The following is an 18404-nucleotide window of genomic DNA, read 5'->3' as shown; positions in this document are numbered from 1 at the left end:
GCGACGAGGGACTTGCCTGGATACAACCGCATCTGTCTATGGTTTAGTGTGTCAATATGGTCTGCTTGCTCTTGAATTCCTCTTGTTTCCAGCGTTGAGCATAGGTGAAGAGATCGCGGAAGGCTCGCAGAATGACTTTCGGATTCGCTCCTGTGGCTTTTCCTCCCTGGCGAGGGAGATGATGGATTTCTACTTCTTTCCACGCATAGCCAGATCGCATCAGTTTGTAGAGGAGTTCCGCGTTGATCAGTGCGCTTCCCGTTTCCAGGGGATGCTCACGCAGAATCTGGGTATGGAACAGCTTGAATGCACAATCGATGTCTCGTACCTGCACGCCCAGCATCAAGCGAATCACCTGTTTCCATCCCCAGGCATTGCATTTGCGTATCCATGAGTCCTGGCGTTTATGACGATAGCCCAGGACGGCATCGTATTGCTCAATAAAAGGGAAAAATGTGGCAAGATCACTGATCGTAAATTGTCCATCAGAATCCATAAAGAATGTCAGATCCTTTGTGGCTGCGGCAAAGCCGCTGACCAGAGCTGCGCCATATCCTCTGTTGACCTCATGTGTTATCAGCTGTACTTCCGGGTGGGTCTGTCCCAGAGCGGCAACCTGCTCGCCTGTGTTATCAGTGCTGCCATCATTGACGACAATCACTTCAAAATCCCGTTGCCAGCCTTGCAATGTAGTCAGAACCGAGGTGACAGTGCTGGCGATAATCTGCTCTTCATTGTGAGCCGGCAACACAATCGAGATACTCTGGGAAGAACCAGCAATGCTCGTGTGTGCAGGTTCGCCTGAATGACGGGCGGTTTGAAGAGAGGATCTATCCATCGTTTCATGCCTTTCTGTTTTCCTGGTAAACACCCATAGATGCATTCCCAGGTAGGAGATAAATGTAGAACCTGAGATGGCGAGAATCTTGGAAACATTCGTCCAGAGTGTGGGATTGGTAATCAATGGTAATAGTATTTTTCCAATTCCCCAGACAAAAATATCGTTGACCAGCATGCCAAAACAGGTAGTAAGGGCAAAGCGAACTAGCTCGGCAAATGTTGTGCGCTGCCTGTGACCGAAGGTCCAGTATTTGTTCAGTACAAAACTGTTGATGGCGCCCAGGCCATACGCCAGTGAATTCCATGCAGCTAGTAGCACAGGATTCTGGGTGGGAAAGAGCCAGAGCAGCGCATTCAAGAGTAACAAATCTACCAGGGTATTCAGGCTCCCAACCACTCCAAAGCGCGTCAATTGCCGTACTATGCTGAACCACGCAGGACGGTCGCGCAATGCGGCCGGAGCTCGTGTGTCCATAAAGGACTCAGTAAGGTAAGGGGCTGTATCCTTAACTTCAGGAGGTGCTTTCATTTTGTGCCTCTGGATACGTTTCTACAAGCAGTTGCGGGGAAGGCCAGTGAATGAGAATAGACACTCCTCGTTGAGCCTGCAACCGCGATTAGATTTCCCCTTCTCATTCGGTCCGAGTATAGCAGGAGCGCTATAAAGATCTGATGAAGAAGTCTTCAATTTTTTGTAAGGTGTTTTCGTTGGGGGAGCGGCCCTGACAGGCCGATACATGGGCAAGAGAGAGTGCTTGTAGCATCCTGGAATACCATCTTCATCAAAACTTTACATGTTTGGAGTATACTCCTGGCAACGATGAATAAACTATTGCTGTTTCGTATAGCCATAATGTGTGATAGAAGAAACCTTGGAATTATGCAGCAAACGATCCTGATCGTCGATGACGACAAAAAAACGGTGGACCTGATCCGCCTTTATCTTGAGAAGGAGCGCTACCAGGTCTGCTCAGCCTTTGATGGTCAGACGGCGCTGGATCTGGCCAGGCAGAGGCAGCCGGACCTGATCATCCTGGATTGGATGCTGCCAGGCATTGACGGTTTGCATGTCTGTCGCATTTTGCATACTGAGTGTGATATTCCGATCATCATGCTGACTGCCCGCTCAACCGAAGATGAGAAGTTGCTCGGATTGGACCTGGGGGCAGATGACTACCTTACCAAGCCATTCAGCCCACGCGAACTGGTGGCCCGTGTACGAGTGATCCTTCGGCGTGCTCATCAGAAACAAGATAAAGAGTACTCGCCCACGCTCTATCTGGGTGAACTCGTTGTTAATTTTGCCGCCCATGAAACCTTGCTGGGCAAGATGCCTGTTCGCCTGACTCCCAAAGAGTTCAAGCTTCTGGAGACGCTGGCCAGAGAGCCTGGCCGCGCCTTCAGCCGCGCCGAATTGGTGACGCGTGTCTTTGGCTTTGACTACGAAGGCTTTGAGCGTACGATTGATGTCCATATGATGAACTTACGCAAGAAGATCGAACCCAGTCCTGACCAGCCACTCTACCTGCAGACGGTTTATGGAGTTGGCTACAAATTGAGAAAAGAGCTGGATGATGAGAATTCGTAGCCTGCGTGTGCGCTTGCTCCTCATGTTTTTGCTGGTTATTATTGTTACATTAGGATCGCTTGCTGTCTTTGCCAGCCAGATCGCTCAAGAGGGCTTTCAAGGTTATTTGGAGAATGAGCGAACCAACAATCAGAAGCTGGTCGCGCAAATTCAGGCGGTATATCACCGGCCTCAAGACAGCCAGAAGCTTCAGTCCTCTATCACACGGAGTGCGGCTCAAACGAAGATGAGAATACTGGTCATCGACCCGGACCAGCGTATTGTCGCCGATTCGATGAGCACGCTCATTGGCCAGACGTTGACCATTTCCCTCTTTTTGACGCTGGAGAACAATCAGAATGCGCTGACGGGAGGCGTCTCCCCACCTGACATGTCGCTTGCTCCTGGTAGTGAGTTGCGTATCGTTTCGACGAATGGTCGCCTTATCGCTGCCGGCTCGCAACTGCCGCCCGCTACCCAATTTATCAACTCGATTAATCGCGCACTCGCTTTCGCGGTGCTGGTCGCGGGAAGCGTGGCCTTTGTTCTGGCACTCACCTTATCGGGGACCATTGTCAAGCCTGTGCGGGCGTTAACCCGCGCGGCCAGACGTTTAGAGCAGGGGGATCTCAGCCAGCGCGTCCAGACGCGAGGGCGGGACGAAATGGGAGAGCTGGCGCACGCCTTTGACACGATGGCGGAGAGTTTGGAGCGTGGTGAACGCCAACGCCGTCAGCTTTTGAACGATGTCGCCCACGAGTTGCGCACTCCACTGACCAACCTTCGGGGCTATCTCGAGGCGTTGCAGGATCAGGTAATCGAACCAGAGCCTGCGATAATCTCTTCCATTTATGAAGAGGCGATACTTTTGAATCGCCTGATCACGGACCTCCAGGATATCACTCTGGCGGAAGCGGGCCAGTTGCGCTTGCACCGCGAGCCGATTGCACTGGAAGATGCTATCATCCAGGCAGTTCAGGCCGTCTCTCTCTCGGCGGAGAGCAAACAGCTCGCGCTCTCCGCCGATCTCCCGGCAAATTTGCCTCTGGTGGATGCAGATGCCCAGAGGGTGGGACAAATTTTGCGTAACCTGTTGACGAATGCGATTAAATATACGCCGGAGGAGGGCAGGATCAGCATTAGCGCCCAGGTGTACCAACAGGAAGTGCGCGTTTCAGTACGTGATAACGGAGTGGGGATTGCAGCCGAGCAGGTGCCCCTGATCTTCACGCATTTTTATCGCGCTGACACCTCCCGTACACGCGAAACAGGGGGAAGCGGCCTCGGTCTGGCCGTCGTCGAGCAACTGGTTCACGCGCATGGAGGGCGTGTTACGGTGCACAGCCAGGTTGGACAGGGCAGTTGCTTTACTTTTACCTTACCGATTACCTGTGGGTGAGGTGTTTATTTTCTCTGGTCATATCTGGAAAGCTCCAGATAACAGTTGTTTCACACGGCAATGTCAGACAAACCAGCGGGTTGAAATCTTCTCACCCTGGGATGTAACTTTCCTCAGTACGGTCTGACGGACTGCCAATTTGAGCTCAGAAGAGCTTGAAATTCGTGGATGCTATCTCGAACAAAAATTGCATTTTGCTCTGCTTTGACCATACAATTTGAGAGCGGACGATCTTTTTTTAGCTTTATCTGGTGGGATAAGCTATGCGCGATGTTATTTCTTGAGAAGTGAGGTGTGTTCTTTCATGTATGACTACATTATCGTTGGGGCAGGATCAGCAGGTTGTGTGCTGGCTCATCGTCTGACCGAAGATCCACACACGACCGTGCTGCTGCTGGAAGCGGGCGCAGCCGATACGAAGCCAGAGATCCGTATGCCGGTAGCGTTCCCGACGCTGTTCCATACTGCCTGTGACTGGGGATATATGACCGGGGAAGAGCCAATGCTGGCGATGCGTAGTCTCTACTGGCCGCGTGGCAAGGTATTGGGTGGGAGTAGTTCCATCAACGCTATGATCTACATTCGTGGGAACCGTGCCGATTATGACCTCTGGCAAGCGGCAGGCAATCAGGGATGGGGATACGATGATATTTTGCCCTACTTTAAAAAGGCGGAGCATCAGGAGCGGGGAGCATCGGAGTATCATGGAGTTGATGGCCCGTTGAATGTGGCAGACCTGCGTGCGCCGCATCCGCTCTCGCAGGCGTTCGTTGCGGCCTGTCGCGAGTGTGGTCTGACAGAGAATCCTGATTTCAATGCAGAGGCGCAAGAGGGGGCAGGCATATATCAGGTCACGCAGAAAAACGGGACGCGTTGGAGCACTGCCAGTGCCTATCTGGTGCCTGCGCGACAGCGACCAAATTTGACAATTCGTACCGAGTCCCATGCGATGCGCGTGCTATTTGAGCAGGATCGGGCCGTCGGTGTGATGTATCATGATGGGAAAGACATCCAGACCGAACTGGCTCAGCGTGAGGTGTTACTCTGTGGAGGTGCGGTCAACACGCCGCAACTGCTGATGCTTTCCGGCATTGGATCAGCCGAGCATCTTGCATCTCTGGATATCCCTGTCCTGGTCGACCTGCCAGGAGTAGGGCAGAATTTACAGGATCATCTCTCGGCGGGAGTGCTCTATCAATCTCTCCAGCCTGTCGTGCTGCCTTTCCACTCGAATATCGCTGAAGCCGGCGGATTTATCACGCTGCAAGCGGACTCTCCTGTCCCCGACATTCAATTTATTTTTACACCTGCGCTTTTTATGAGTCATAGCATTAACTCGCTGGCTGGCCACGGCTTCACAATTGCTCCCATTTTGCTGCATCCGCAGAGCGTAGGGCAACTCTTGCTGAGCTCCAACGATCCCTTTGAGCCAGTGCAGATCGAGGGAAATTATCTGAGCGCTGAAGAAGACCTCAACCTTTTGACGCAAGCTGTCCGCTTTAGCATTGATCTGGCTCATGCGACCGCCTTCGATGATTGGCGCGGCGAGCCGGTGATGGATGATAATGATCTGAGCGATGAAGAGATTATCGATTCAATCCGGGAGAACGCGGAGACGCTGTACCATCCTGTGGGGACCTGCAAGATGGGTCCGGCTACTGATGATGGGGCCGTCGTCGATGATCAGCTGCGCGTCTATGGAGTCAAGGGGTTGCGGGTCATCGATGCATCGATCATGCCAACGATCATCAGTGGAAATACCAATGCTCCCACCATTATGATCGCAGAGAAGGCTGCTGATATGATTAAGCATGCTCAGGCAACGCCAATTGGAAACGCCTCTTATATTGCGCCTCGCTGAGGATTTCTCCCGTTGATATTGATCTTTCTGCTCTTTTCGCGTACTCTATGGAAGGATAGATGATTTGGGGGAAGATATTGCGAGAGGAGCAAAAGTATGGTAGATCCTGCACATCCATCAGATCTGATACGTAATCTTGCACACAAAAACAGAATGAGTACAGAAGAGGCGCTGGCATTGTGTGACGCCCTGCCGGTTGTCGATATTGAGACCATCATCGGCAAATGGCGCGGCACCGAGATTTCAACGGGACATCCTCTCGGTGGAGCGTTAGAGACATTTGGCTGGTATGGGAAAGAATTTATCGATCGTGATCATGTGCGTCCACTCCTGTTTGTGAATAACAAAGGGAAGCTCTTTTCGGTCAACCCGCAGCGACTCCCTTTAGGTCTGGCGCTCAAAGTACCCATACCACAGAGTAAGCTGACACGCCAGATATTTCTCGCCACGCGTTTTTTTGTGCAGACGCGTCAAACAAAGGCCAGAGTACGCATGTTGGAATACCGAGGAAAAGTTAGCGCCTCGATGATCTATGACAATCTCCCTATCTACGATACATTTCGTCTGATCAATCACGATACGTTGTTGGGCGTGATGGATCTGAAAGGCGTGGAGCAGCCTTTCTTTTTTAGATTGTATCGCAACGAGTAGCGCTTTCGCTCATGGCGCTCAGGACAGCCGCGGCGCTACGTCGGCAAACGTGGATGCCTCGTTCAAGGGGTCATCCCTCTTGTCCGGGCAACGTCGCGATGACCTTTGGCAGTGCAATACGTCGGAGAGAGCCTGATCTCTCTGGCGGAGATGTTTCCTTATTTGAACAGTGCGCTTGCGTACTTTGGCATTTAGAGCATGTAGTTTACGTCTGATGAGCTAGTTGGATAGGAATAGATCATCTCTTTAAGGTCGTGCGCGTGGAGGTCCATGCGAATGGCCAGGGCGAAAAGATTGATGACCTCTTCGGCGTTTTGTCCCAGCAGATGTGCTCCCAGGATGTGGTTGGTGCCGTCTTCGATGAGCACTTTAAATCCCGTGTGCGCTAGTTTGATACGTCGCGAGGTGTACCAGCTGGATGTGTCTTCGTGTTTGGTGGTGAAGTGCCGTCCCTGCTGATGCGCCTCCTCTTCGGTGAGGCCTACTCTGGCAAGCGTCGGAGTTGTGAAGACAACGCTGGGGATGCCTTTATAGCTGGGTGTTTGCTCGTTTCCCTGGAGCAGATTATTGGCGACGATACGTGCTTCCATCGTGGCAACGGGAGTCAATGGGAAATCTCCGCTGGCCGCGCAATCTCCGGCCGCATAGACAGCTGGATTGCTGGTGGATTGCAAATAGTGGTTGACTGTGATACCTTTTTTCTCGCGCACAATTCCTGCTGCATCGAGATGAAGGTCATCAATCTCGGGCACGCGACCAGCGGCATGTACGACAATATCTGCCTCGATTGTCTGCTCCTGATCACCTTTTTGGGTATGGACGAGTAGATGATTGGCTTGTTTCTCAAGAGCTGTCACAGCCGTCGCGAGCTGTACGTCAACGCCTGAAGCCTGGGTTGCCTGTGTGAGTTGTGCTACCAGATCTGGATCAAACTTTTCGAGCGCGCGTGGGCCGCGATGGATGATCGAGACGTTGGCACCTGCACGTGCCGCAATATGAGCAAATTCAAATGCGATATAGCCGCCGCCAACGAATACGATGCGCTGCGGTAGAGCCTCCAGACTTAGAAATTGTGTGCTGGTAGTCAGATACTCTTCGCCAGGAATCCCCAATGGAGCATGCTGTGCGCCTGCTGCGATCACCACAAAGCGTCCAATCAGAGTCTCGTCGCCGACTTGTAGTGTGTTGGCATTGATGAAGTGTCCCCGACCATGCCACGTCTGGATGCCAGCTTTGGCAAATGCCTTTTCCATGGTCGCGGGCACAGGCTCGGTGAATGAGCGCTTTAGCTGGATTAGATCCTGCCAGTTGATCGAGAGAGCGGGGGCTGAGATCCCCGAGCTCTGCATACGTTGGCTCCAGTCGACCAGCTCGGTGGCACTCGCCAGGATCTTCTTGGGCTCGCATCCTCGCTGCTCGCATGTTCCGCCGAAGGGACGAGAATCGAGCACTGCGACATTCCAGCCCGCTTCGCGACAGGTAAACGCGATGGTCTGGGCCGCCGTACCTGTCCCGACAATGATCACATCAACATGTATAGGCAATTTTCATTTCTCCTTATAAAGTCTTTCTCTTTAGAGTACGTGCCTGATCTCTATGAGTTGACAAATATTAAATTTTTGTGTCAGTGGTATAGATGTCTTGACTTTTCTACCAGTTGCAGGTACTCTCCCTTTTGAGGAGAAATTTCTCTTGCCGGAGGGATAAGCCAGACGGAAAACCCTCCTCTCTATAATTTATCTATACGTCCGAGAGGGAACTTGCATGAAGCGTTATACTCATTTATCTATGGTAATGATTTTAAGCTGCTTGCTCGGTATCAGTGGTGTCCTGGGACAAAGTAGTGGTGTGGTCAAAGCCGCTGCATCATCCACCTCTAGTAGCGCAAAGGTCAATGGCAAGCAAGTCGTTGGTTACTTCACTCAGTGGAGCATCTATTCTGGTTTCTTTGAGAAAAATCTGGTGGCGAATGGTACCGCTGCCAAATTAACGACGATCGATTATGCCTTTAGCAACATTAGTTCTGATCTTACATGTAGCCAGGGTGATGCCTGGGCTGATTATCAGCGTCCGTTTGCCGCCACGGAGAGCGTCAATGGACAGGATGATACATGGAGCCAGAATCTCCGAGGTAATTTCCAGCAATTGCGCGAATTGAAGCAACTCTATCCCAATCTCAAGATCATGATCTCGATTGGCGGATGGTCATGGTCTACCAACTTCTCCAAGGCTGCCGAGCCTGCGAACCGTGCAGCCTTTGTGCAGTCCTGTATCGCTCAATATATCCAGGGCAACCTGCCGCTGCTGCCATCAGATGTCGCTGGCGGACCCGGCTCTGCCGCAGGAATCTTTGACGGCATCGACATCGACTGGGAATATCCAGACAATCCCGGCAATGGCAACGTCTATGGTCCACAGGACACCGCCAATTTTACCGGATTATTGTCCGAGTTCCGCAGCCAGCTCGATACTCTTGGCAAACAGACCGGCAAGCACTATCTGCTGTCGGCCGCGCTGCCTGCTGGACAGGATAAGTACACTCATCTTCAGCTGAACAAGATCGGTCGCTCCCTGGATTGGGGCGATGTGATGACCTACGATATGCATGGCGCATGGGATGCGACAGGACCGGCAGATTTTAACGCTCCACTCTTCTGTGATCCTCGTGATCCATCGCCAGAGCCAGCCAACAGCTACTGCATCAACCATACCGTCTTCGATTATGTCAAGGCGGGCTTTCCACTCAACAAAATAGTGCTGGGCATCCCATTTTATGGGCACGGCTGGACAAATGTCCCCAATGTCAATCACGGACTTTTTCAAAGTAGTCCAACGATGCAGCCAGCCACACTTGGTGGCGGCACTGCGAACTACAACCAGCTCGCCCCATTGCACATGACCCGCTACTGGGACCCTCTAGCTCAGACCGCCTGGTACTATGACGGGAAGAACTTTTGGAGCTTTGATGATTCTGCGGCGATAACGCTCAAAACGGACTATATCAAAGTGCTCGGACTTGGTGGCGCGATGGTCTGGTCCCTGGATGGCGATGATGCCTCCGGTACGTTGATCAACTCCCTTGCTCACGGCCTCAAAAAGTAGCGTCGTGCCCTCGGGCACGATGTCCCACTCGACGTATGAGACAGGAAGATCTCGGCGAGCCACGCAGAGGTACTGGATCGTACGGCGAGTGGGACATCGCACGCGAGCGTGCGACGCTACTTTTTGTATCTTTAAGATTTAATATAGAAAATTATCCTAATTACTATACGGAATCATTATTGCTCTGTTACAATGAATGCATATTTATCGGTTTATGATGCAAACAGAGTGGACAGAAATCTCTCCCTCTTTCACTAGATATACATCCAACAAGGGAGTTGCTCATCAAATAATGCTTGTACGCTGTTGATAAGCATGTCTCCATGTATCTGGATTCTTGCATACATATGAGTGTAAAAATTCTGATAGGAGAAAAAGGTGCAGTATCAATTTAGTCGCTATGATATTATTACGGTACTCGAGCAGCATCGTGATAATTTAACATATCTTGTCAGTACCCGTGATCAACAGAAGAAAAAAGCTATCCTGAAGATCTTTCAGAAGCCTGCGCTGTTAGGGCTGGAGAAGCGAGAAGCGTTTTCGCAGCGGCTCGACATACTGACTCATATCAAGCATCCACATATTGTCCCAATCATCGACGGAGGCATTGAAAATCGCTGCTCCTACGTTGTCAGCGAGTATATGGCTGGAGGCTCGTTGCGGGCTCGTCTGGATAAGATCACGCCGGAACGCCTGCCTTTCGATGAGGCTTTAACTATCATACTCCATATTGGACAGGCTTTAGACTATCTGCATACGCAGCAGATTGTGCATGGACATCTCAAACCCAAGCATATTTTCTTTGATGAGCAAGAGCGGATATTTTTGTCGGATATCTATAGCCCCGATCAGCTCTGGCCGGTGAAACCTGAGGTGCTGGCTGGTAATATGCGTTATCTCTCCCCGGAGCAATGTCGAGGAACGAACAATGCTATGCTTGTTACGCCATTGAGTGATCAGTATATGCTCTGTTGCATTGCCTATGAATTGTTTACCGGTCAGGTACCTTTTACCAGCACTGATGTCGTCGAACTTAAAGACCAGCTACTGCATTTGAAGCCAGCCTCTCTGACAAGTATCGTGGCTGATCTGCCTGATCCTGTCAACGAAGCGATCCTCAAAGGATTGGAGAAAGATCCCGCTCAACGTTATTCCCAGATGTCGGAATTACTGTCAACCCTCCGAGATGTCGCTCAGACAACCTCTCAACCGGTTCTGCCTATCGTTACCGCCACGCAGCCAACTGTGCTGGTTGTCTCAGGAGAGCAGATAGCAGCACCGGCACCTCAAGTCAACGACATAGCCGCAGATCTCAATGATAAGGCGGCCGTCCAGCCTGCATCAAAAGCGCCCCGGACTACAAAATCAGCGCGGAAGAACAAACTATGGCTTGCTGCGGCACTGCTCTTACTGATCTGTGGGCTCATTGTCTATGTCGTCTATGCGCCACGTAGCTCGTCAGCATCCGTCACGCCTGTCAACAACGACGCACATGCTCAGGTCGATGTATCACCGACAGGTGTATACACTCCACTGCACCATGTCACACCAACCCTTATTCCTACCGCAACGGCTAGCGCCACGCAGACCCCACTTCCGACTGTGACAGCCACTCCCACTCCGAAAGCGACGCCAAAACCAACCCCGAAAGCGACTCCGGCGAAGCCGACCGCGACCGCTGTTATGCCCCTCTTTACTGGCCAGTTGAGCACACATGCTGGATTTCTCAGCGCGACTTCAACGAACCTTATTCCTCAACTCACCGTAGACACCGTCAGAATCGAGGCCGATGTCACCACCGATGGCAATGGTGGTGGCATCGCTTTTCGTAGCAATGCCAATGCGACTGCCGGCTATCGTTTTGTTGTTCAGACCAGTGGCTCTTATAATTTCATGACGTCTTCACAAATACTCGCGACAGGTTCAAGTCCGGCCATCAAGACAGGAAACAACGTCTCCAATCATGTCACCATCGTTGCGGTGGGGAGCCAGATTACCATCTCGATTAACTCGCAAAGTGTGGTAAGTATTTCGGATAGCGCCTATAGCTCCGGCAGCGTCGGAGTTGTCGCCGCGCCTTTCGGCGAAGACACTTCGACGACCTGCAATTTCAATATCTATGCCAAATAATAAATCCTCTGCTGGGGTATTCCCTACTTCCATTTGCGCTCATGCGAAGAAGAATAGGGAAGGAGAAGCTACAAACAGCCTCGTCGGAAGCGTGTAAGTGTAGACAGAAACTTCTGGCTTTTGCTCTGGGTCTGGTGACCGATGAAGAGAATAATTGTGAGGAAGGTATCAATACAATGAGCAAGCATACGCCCTGATTTAGATGGCGCCAGAACTAAGAGCACATGCTAGAGTATTCAAACTATCTTCAAAAATGTGCAGGCGTGAGACAGTATGTGCTACCTCACGCCTGTGCGTCAGGAAACCATGTGCTTCTATTACAAGTCTGCTAGTCCTTCTCAGTGACACATTCTAAGAGCACTATTGGCATAATACGAGACGTTCCTTTTTGAGCCTTAGCGAAGTCGGGTGCTTGTCTTACTACTTCTGCGAAGAGACGGTCTCGTTCGGCTGGTGGCGCAACGGTCGCATGGACGTTCAATTGCTTGGTCTCAACTTCAATTGTGACATCATTTGGATGAGCGAGAATATTATAGTACCAGTCGGGATTGCGGGAGGCACCACCATTTGCGGCAACAAGGATGTACGTGTCACCATCTTTGATGTAGCGCAATGGAGTGGTACGTGGTTGATTGCTCCTGGCACCGTGTGTGTGAAGCAAGAGAAATTCTGGGCCTGGAAAATTTCTCACCTTGCCTCCATGTGTGTGAAACTCGTCAATAATCTGCGGATTAAGCGTCTTGGCTAGCCGAGCCAACTCTTCGTGATTAGTACTCATGTTTTCTTCTCCTATCAACTGCACGAAGTTCATGAAACATGTAGCTTCGTAAACAGCCCTCTTTCCAAAAAAGAGAACCATCTTGCTTCGCTACTACTGTTCTTTCAACAACAGTGTCGTGTATACTACACTGTAGGAAAAATACCATGTGTCTGAGTGCAATGCAATCAGCAAACAGGTAGGTGCGTTGTGTAAACAACATAGAGGTGAAACTGTTGCTTACACGTAGGGGAATATGAGAGCGTACCGAGGGAATAAATCACTATGACATCTGTTAATCCGCGTGATCCACGAGTCAAACGGACCCGTCAACTATTGCTGCAAGCGTTCATCGCCTTAGTGGAAGAACAGCACAATCTTCACTCGATTTCAGTGCAAGAGGTTGCGGAACGTGCTACGGTCAACCGTGCGACCTTTTACGCCCACTTTGAAGACAAATATGCATTGTTACAGTGCTGGATGCATCAGAAGTACCACCAGAGACTCATCAGCCAATTTCCTGCCTCCTCTACCTTGCAATTGAGTACCTTGCGTCAACTGATTCGATCGGTGTTCGATGTGCTTGCGCTCTTTCGTTCCTATCTCAAACCAGCAGATAGGCAGTACGAGCCGCTCTTCGAGAATGTGCTTCAACAGGAACTGTACACCCTTCTCTTGAGATGGCTCAAGCAGGTTCCATCGGAGGTTCCTTTGCAAGAAGAGGTAGGAGAAACCATGGCGCAGGTCATCAGTTGGGCGATCTTGGGTCCCGCCACACAATGGAGTCGGGGAGATCAAACAGTTTCAGCTGAAGAGATGACCCAGCGCGTCTTGAGCATCGTGATTGCTGGCTTGTCACCTGTCACCACGGTTGCTTGACTGGCATTTTAGGCATCGGGGCAGCGCTATCCCTACTGTGAGATCCGAGAGAAAGCAACGAGCAGGAGGGTCATTGAGATGATGCACTGGCTCGTTGCTTTCTCTCGCGTATCACTGCTCGTGGTGGCAGCAGTGTGAGTCAGTAGCGGTGTTAGCCCCGGTGCCAAGATCGTCGGAGCGTCCGGCAGCCAGCCGGGACCATTGGGAGATGGGGCGTCCATTGAGACGGAAGGCATTGGGCTCGCTGGTATTTGCTCCCCAGCGTTGCGGCCAGCCAGTTGGTGAATCCTCCCACTTCTCCTGTCGCCCATAGACGGTCAGATCCAGAAGTCCGTACGACGGTGCCATCACTTCGTTGCCACGGCCGGTGGTCCAGTAGGTCTCGAACACACGGTCCCCGTGCCGCAGATAGCAGACCAGCATCCCGAACTCGGCGTGCAGGGCAGAGGCTGCATCTTGTGCAGAGTACCAGGGAACGGTCCAGCCCATGAAATCGTGATAGCGTGAGCTTTCCTCGTACGGACCTTCGCAGAACGTGGCGTAGGTGACGTCGCGGGAATGCAGGTAGGATAGCTCGTTGATGTGGGTAGTGGAGAATGTACAGCCCTCGCACTGAGCTTCGGCAGGCTGACCGGCGTGCCACATGTGATAATAGGCGATCAAAAGCGTTCGGCCCTCAAAAATATCCAATAGCGGGACCGGTCCGTGCGAGCCGACCAGCTTGATGGAGGCGTCTACCTCCACCATCGGCAGCCGTCGGCGAGCTGCGGCGATCGCATCCCCTTCGCGAGTGTGCGCCTTTTCTCGCACGAGTAGCTTGTCCAGTTCTGCCTGCCAGGTGGCTCGGTCGACCACTGGGGGCAGTGCAGAAGTGTCGAGGCCTCTGGCGAAATTGTGCTGATCAGGTGTATGCATAGGTATCTCCTTCTTTCTTCTTCCTCTTGCATTCGGGATGACGTATGGTGAGTAGGGATGCCACGACCATGTGCAAGTAGATCTATTCTATCAACAGAGAAAGAAAAAAACTTCTTCGATCTTACTCAAATCCTCAGCCCACCACTGATTGTCCTGAACTTCCTGGAGTGCCACTTTCCAGGCGCAAACCTGAACGAGGAGACTGGGCATAAGGAAGTGATCTGCGCTCTTGCCTTTATGTTGAACTATATCTCTTTGTGCAACTTGTGGGTAAAGATAGAGAAGCCTCCCTCCCCTCTGTATAAATTGTGAAACATTACTTTTATAATATATTGATGTTTATCTATTTAGATGTTATAGTTTCTATGTTCTGGTGTCACAGAAAAAGATCATCTTTAGAATAGGAAATTAGATGAAAAAACTTAAATGGCTTGTATTGCCTTTCACCTTTCTGCTTCTCGTTGGTATATTTTTCACGAAGAGTACAAGCATTCAGGCTCATCCCAATAGTATCCTGGACGCGGCCAGTGCGACGGATAATCAGCTGGCATCAGTGGCCAGCCTCTCCTCCTCAGATGTCTGGGCAGTGGGCGCAACGGGTACCAGTAATGCCTACTCCTCGCTTACCGAGCACTGGGATGGCACAAGCTGGCAGATTATTGCCAGTCCAGATCCTCTGGGAGCCACTGATACCGAATTGACAGGAGTGGCGGCCCTTTCCTCCTCAGATGTCTGGGCGGTCGGCTTTGCCAGCATCAGTGGACTGGCGGCCCAGCAGAGCGTCGTTGAACATTGGGATGGTACTGCCTGGAGCCTGATCGCCAGTCCAAATCAGACAGGCAGTACACGCTTGCAGGCTATCACGGCCCTCTCCGACAGCGATATCTGGGCGGTCGGCAATTACATGAACGGCCAAAATGAGTTGAGCCTTATCGAGCACTGGGATGGTACAAGCTGGCAGATCGTCAGCAGCCCAAATCAGAGCATTACGCTGAACGAATTGCTGGGTATAACTGCCATCTCCTCATCAAATATCTGGGCGGTTGGTACTGCTCTGGGATATGCAACGATCGGCACTGCGACCGGTATTCATCCATTGAGTGGAGGTCCCACCTTTTTCGGTTTTCATCCTCTGATTGAGCATTGGAATGGAACGAACTGGAGCACGGTCAACGCGCCCGATCCTCCTGAGGGTTATCAGCAGGTCTATCAGAGTGCCGTGGCTATTTCTTCCACCAACATCTGGGCGGTTGGTTATTCTTTTACGAATAGCAATACGTTTGCGTTTACCGCTCATTGGAATGGAACGAGTTGGCAGAGGGTTCAGAGTCCAACTCCCGGCGTGAATAGTACCCTGTTGAGCGTGACCGCGCTCTCCGCCACAGATGTCTGGGAGGTTGGTAGCTATCATATCGATGCGAACCATGCCGCTGTTCCTTTAACCGAACATTGGGATGGTCAGCAGTGGACAGTCATCACCTCTCCAGACGGTGGCGTTGGCTATGTCGAAGCGTATGGAGTGAGCGCGATTTCTTCTGCGGATATCTGGTTCGTAGGCGGCAATGGTCTGACCGAACATTGGGACGGAACAGACTGGCAGGTTGTAAGTACTCCGGCTTCATAAGAGTCGACACGGAAAAGATAGCCTTGCAGCAGCGGCAGAGACTCAATCTCTGCCGCTGCTGCTTCACTTAAGCCAGCCGCGTTTGATCAGGAATGTAAAGAGCGGATTGATTGTCAGGATATAGGTGAAAAAAAGTATGTAGGCACAGAAGATCACTGTTGAGAATGGCAGCCAGGCCATGTATTCATGTGATAGTCTCCAGAAGATGCTCACCACGATACCGATTGACAGGACAAAATAGATGAAGTTTTGTTTTAATTTCCTGCGCAAGGCGGCGTATTGCCAGAAGAGCCAGTAAAAACGATTTTTGGTTTTTAATGCCAGAAAAAAATTTTTGCGCACGATTTCATCCGTCGGGTCACGCATCAGCGCAATGCGGAAATGTTCAAAGGCGGCCTTTGGATTGCGCTGATTGTTAATCAGAAAGTTTCCATAGCTATTATGCAGCGAGATATTTTCAGGGTCCAGGCTTAACCCCTGTCGAAAAGCCGCATCCGCCTGCTGAAAATCTTCTGCTGCGATGGCAATACGCCCGAGCAATCGATAGTAGCGGGCCGTTTCCGGCGACAATTCGAGCGCTTTGAGGCAATGTTCTCTAGCTTTGGTGATGTTTTTACGGATCAGGAGCAGAAACTCGCTATAGTTGGCATGTGCGTTGTGATAGATGGGTTTGAGTTCGATCGCTCGACGAAAAGCTTCTTCCGCTTGCTGATAGAACTGTGTTTGCTGGGTGATCAGTCCATAGGTGTTATGCGCGCCTGGAAATTCTGGATCTTGCCGCAGCGCCTCCAGAGCTGTTTCCTGAGCATCTGAATAATTCTTTTGGATCAGGTAGATACGCGCCATCATATCCAGGGCGATGCTGTTGCCCGGATGAGCCTGGAGCGCTTGTTGCATGATATTTAGAGCCAGATCATATTTTCTGACACTCATCGCGTACTCTGCTTTGTCGACTTCATCTTTAATCAGCGCCATATCGGCGAAACGATTTCCCATACAATTTATTTCCTATATATATATATAAAGTCTTTCTTACTTCTTCTTTAAATAGTCCAAGATATCATCGTAGGCATTGGAGGCATTGCTATACGTGGCATAATTTTTAGCAATGGAGAGCCATTCTAAGGTCGAGGGTTTGATTTTCTTCAAGGCCTGGAGGAGATCCTCTGTACGAATGGGACGCATCTTCCCGGTTTTCATCACCTGAGCGATCACCGCATCGGCCGCAGCCAGACAGACTGCCTGGATATCGGCTCCTGAGAACTTTTCCATCTGTTTGGCTACACGTACATAATCGATGGCCTCGATGGGTTTGTCCTGCAAATGCAGTTGGAGAACCTGTACGCGTCCCTCCAGATCTGGCGGAGGCACGAAAAGAACGCGGTCGAATCTGCCTGGACGACGCATGGAGGCGTCCACAAACCAGGGACTATTTGTCGCTCCCAGGACGAGTATTTCACTATTATCGGAATCGATACCATCCAATTCGGTGAGCAATTGATTGGTCAGGACACGTCCATGGTGGTTCTGCATTTGCTGACGACTACCACCGAGGGCATCCAGTTCATCAATAAAGATAATCGCAGGCTTTTGGCGTCGCGCCATCTCGAAAATATTATGGAGATTGCGCTCGCTATTTCCTATATACATATCTAACACATCATGGATTGAGATGCTGATAAATTGCGCTTTGCACTCTCCGGCGGTTGCACGTGCCAGAAACGTTTTGCCGCATCCGGGAGGGCCATAGAGGAGCAATCCTCCACCGACCTTACGTCCGAAGGATTGGAAGAGGGCTGGCTGCTGGAAAGGATAGATGATATTCATCTTGATCTGCTCCTTCAGCGCCTCCAAGCCACCGACATCCTTAAACGTAACTTTGGGTCGTTCCACTATATCATGAGGAGCGTAATCATTATCCCCATCGTCCTCAACCAGAGCTTTGGCACGCAGCAGGGACCCTTTGGACAGCAATGAGCGCTTATACTCCAGATCATCCAGTCCCCCATCGCGCTCGATGGCCTCTTCGTAATACTTTCCCGCCATCTGGTAGTCTCCCAACTCGTAGCACGTGCGAGACAGGAGCAAATAATTGTCGGCTGTGGCCGACGGTTGGGCGATAACTTTTAATAGTGTTTGCTGTGCCTCGGCAAAACGTTGGCTATGATAATAAGCTGTACCCAGCTGGACCAGGCATTCAGGATCTTCTGTCTGTCGATAGATCTCCTGCCAATGTGTAATCGCCTCTTCAAAGCGTTGAGCTTGTATCAACAGTTCTGCTACATGCCGGCGTAAACGAATAGTAGGGCTGAATTTGAGCGCCTCAAGTAATGCAGCAATAGCTTTATCCATATCTTCTGTCATAATCGCGATCACCATAAATATATGAAAAGAACAATATCCATGAATAGAAACATGCAAGCACAACTATATCATGAGGAGGAGCATTACTCAAGTAGAGAAGAAAATAATAGCCATAGCTTAGCATTACTATTTCCCATTGGATAAACCTCATGGAGGGCAATGCTGCATAACCAGTGTCGAGCGAAGCGAGGACACCGTAGCGTCGCACGCTCGCGTGCGATGTCCCAGTGACTCGTACGAGACAGTTAGAACTTGGCGCGCTACGCTGGCCTGTCTGATCGTACGTCGAGTGGGACATCGCACGCGAGCGTGCGA

General features: G+C 51.0%; 14 protein-coding genes. 8 read left to right on the top strand and 6 right to left on the bottom strand.

The window, feature by feature from the left end; all coding sequences use genetic code 11:
• Window positions 1-43: 43 nt before the first annotated feature.
• Window positions 44-1369, bottom strand: coding sequence for a glycosyltransferase (locus AC27N8_RS03650; RefSeq protein WP_487064045.1), 1326 nt, complete (start codon window positions 1367-1369; stop codon window positions 44-46).
• A gap of 351 nt (window positions 1370-1720) precedes the next feature.
• Between AC27N8_RS03650 and AC27N8_RS03645 the strand changes: the two genes are divergently transcribed.
• The 4 genes from AC27N8_RS03645 (at window position 1721) to AC27N8_RS03630 (ending at window position 6318) form a co-directional block, all read left to right on the top strand.
• Entirely contained in the window at window positions 1721-2428 is a 708-nt protein-coding gene (locus AC27N8_RS03645) for a response regulator transcription factor (protein WP_487064043.1), read from the top strand.
• Window positions 2412-3806, top strand: coding sequence for a sensor histidine kinase (locus tag AC27N8_RS03640; protein ID WP_487064041.1), 1395 nt, complete (start codon window positions 2412-2414; stop codon window positions 3804-3806). Before AC27N8_RS03645 ends, AC27N8_RS03640 begins: the two co-directional genes overlap by 17 nt.
• 304 nt (window positions 3807-4110) lie before the next feature.
• Window positions 4111-5667, top strand: a complete 1557-nt coding sequence (locus AC27N8_RS03635) for a GMC family oxidoreductase (RefSeq protein WP_487064039.1) — start codon at window positions 4111-4113, stop codon at window positions 5665-5667.
• A 96-nt stretch (window positions 5668-5763) separates the two neighbouring features.
• A complete protein-coding gene (locus tag AC27N8_RS03630) occupies window positions 5764-6318 on the top strand; it encodes a DUF4334 domain-containing protein (RefSeq protein WP_487064037.1) in 555 nt (184 codons plus the stop codon).
• Window positions 6319-6509: 191 nt separating this feature from the next.
• On the opposite strand, the gene AC27N8_RS03625 is transcribed toward AC27N8_RS03630, so the two are convergent.
• Complete coding sequence (locus AC27N8_RS03625; RefSeq protein WP_487064035.1) at window positions 6510-7862, bottom strand: dihydrolipoyl dehydrogenase family protein; 1353 nt, start codon at window positions 7860-7862, stop codon at window positions 6510-6512.
• Window positions 7863-8082: 220 nt separating this feature from the next.
• Here AC27N8_RS03625 and AC27N8_RS03620 point away from each other — a divergent pair, with 220 nt between their 5' ends.
• On the top strand, window positions 8083-9420 hold the full coding sequence (locus tag AC27N8_RS03620; RefSeq protein WP_487064033.1) for a glycoside hydrolase family 18 protein: 1338 nt from the start codon (window positions 8083-8085) through the stop codon (window positions 9418-9420).
• A gap of 378 nt (window positions 9421-9798) precedes the next feature.
• Window positions 9799-11550, top strand: a complete 1752-nt coding sequence (locus AC27N8_RS03615) for a serine/threonine protein kinase (RefSeq protein ID WP_487064031.1) — start codon at window positions 9799-9801, stop codon at window positions 11548-11550.
• 328 nt (window positions 11551-11878) lie between these two features.
• Here AC27N8_RS03615 and AC27N8_RS03610 read toward each other — a convergent pair whose 3' ends face one another.
• The gene (locus AC27N8_RS03610; RefSeq protein WP_487064029.1) at window positions 11879-12328 is read right to left on the bottom strand and encodes a nitroreductase family deazaflavin-dependent oxidoreductase; all 450 of its coding nucleotides are present in this window, start codon (window positions 12326-12328) and stop codon (window positions 11879-11881) included.
• Between the two features lie 264 nt (window positions 12329-12592).
• On the opposite strand from AC27N8_RS03610, the gene AC27N8_RS03605 reads away from it, so the two are divergent.
• A complete protein-coding gene (locus AC27N8_RS03605; protein ID WP_487064027.1) occupies window positions 12593-13186 on the top strand; it encodes a TetR/AcrR family transcriptional regulator in 594 nt (197 codons plus the stop codon).
• 111 nt (window positions 13187-13297) lie between these two features.
• Here the strand turns inward: AC27N8_RS03605 and AC27N8_RS03600 are convergent, their stop codons facing one another.
• Window positions 13298-14101: a DUF899 family protein gene (locus AC27N8_RS03600; RefSeq protein WP_487064025.1), complete on the bottom strand. Its 804-nt coding sequence runs from the start codon at window positions 14099-14101 to the stop codon at window positions 13298-13300.
• A gap of 412 nt (window positions 14102-14513) precedes the next feature.
• Here AC27N8_RS03600 and AC27N8_RS03595 point away from each other — a divergent pair, with 412 nt between their 5' ends.
• On the top strand, window positions 14514-15725 hold the full coding sequence (locus AC27N8_RS03595; RefSeq protein ID WP_487064023.1) for a hypothetical protein: 1212 nt from the start codon (window positions 14514-14516) through the stop codon (window positions 15723-15725).
• 63 nt (window positions 15726-15788) lie between these two features.
• Here the strand turns inward: AC27N8_RS03595 and AC27N8_RS03590 are convergent, their stop codons facing one another.
• Window positions 15789-16721 carry a tetratricopeptide repeat protein gene (locus tag AC27N8_RS03590; RefSeq protein WP_487064021.1) on the bottom strand — a complete coding sequence of 311 codons (933 nt, stop codon included), beginning with the start codon at window positions 16719-16721 and terminating at the stop codon, window positions 15789-15791.
• Between the two features lie 36 nt (window positions 16722-16757).
• Window positions 16758-18089 carry an AAA family ATPase gene (locus tag AC27N8_RS03585; protein ID WP_487064019.1) on the bottom strand — a complete coding sequence of 444 codons (1332 nt, stop codon included), beginning with the start codon at window positions 18087-18089 and terminating at the stop codon, window positions 16758-16760.
• Window positions 18090-18404 lie beyond the last annotated feature (315 nt).

The sequence above is a fragment of the Dictyobacter sp. Z7_2 genome (assembly GCF_057551105.1).
The sequence above is the reverse complement of the archived record's forward strand: the minus strand, read 5'-3'. Positions and strand labels throughout refer to the sequence as shown.

What these genes read in the sequence shown, in the direction of transcription:
- AC27N8_RS03620 (WP_487064033.1), top strand. Translation starts at nt 8,083, where the DNA reads ATGAAGCGTTATACTCATTTATCTATGGTAATGATTTTAAGCTGCTTG.
- AC27N8_RS03640 (WP_487064041.1), top strand. Translation starts at nt 2,412, where the DNA reads ATGATGAGAATTCGTAGCCTGCGTGTGCGCTTGCTCCTCATGTTTTTG.
- AC27N8_RS03590 (WP_487064021.1), bottom strand. Translation starts at nt 16,721, where the DNA reads ATGGGAAATCGTTTCGCCGATATGGCGCTGATTAAAGATGAAGTCGAC.
- AC27N8_RS03605 (WP_487064027.1), top strand. Translation starts at nt 12,593, where the DNA reads ATGACATCTGTTAATCCGCGTGATCCACGAGTCAAACGGACCCGTCAA.
- AC27N8_RS03610 (WP_487064029.1), bottom strand. Translation starts at nt 12,328, where the DNA reads ATGAGTACTAATCACGAAGAGTTGGCTCGGCTAGCCAAGACGCTTAAT.
- AC27N8_RS03630 (WP_487064037.1), top strand. Translation starts at nt 5,764, where the DNA reads ATGGTAGATCCTGCACATCCATCAGATCTGATACGTAATCTTGCACAC.
- AC27N8_RS03645 (WP_487064043.1), top strand. Translation starts at nt 1,721, where the DNA reads ATGCAGCAAACGATCCTGATCGTCGATGACGACAAAAAAACGGTGGAC.
- AC27N8_RS03600 (WP_487064025.1), bottom strand. Translation starts at nt 14,101, where the DNA reads ATGCATACACCTGATCAGCACAATTTCGCCAGAGGCCTCGACACTTCT.
- AC27N8_RS03585 (WP_487064019.1), bottom strand. Translation starts at nt 18,089, where the DNA reads ATGACAGAAGATATGGATAAAGCTATTGCTGCATTACTTGAGGCGCTC.
- AC27N8_RS03635 (WP_487064039.1), top strand. Translation starts at nt 4,111, where the DNA reads ATGTATGACTACATTATCGTTGGGGCAGGATCAGCAGGTTGTGTGCTG.
- AC27N8_RS03650 (WP_487064045.1), bottom strand. Translation starts at nt 1,369, where the DNA reads ATGAAAGCACCTCCTGAAGTTAAGGATACAGCCCCTTACCTTACTGAG.
- AC27N8_RS03595 (WP_487064023.1), top strand. Translation starts at nt 14,514, where the DNA reads ATGAAAAAACTTAAATGGCTTGTATTGCCTTTCACCTTTCTGCTTCTC.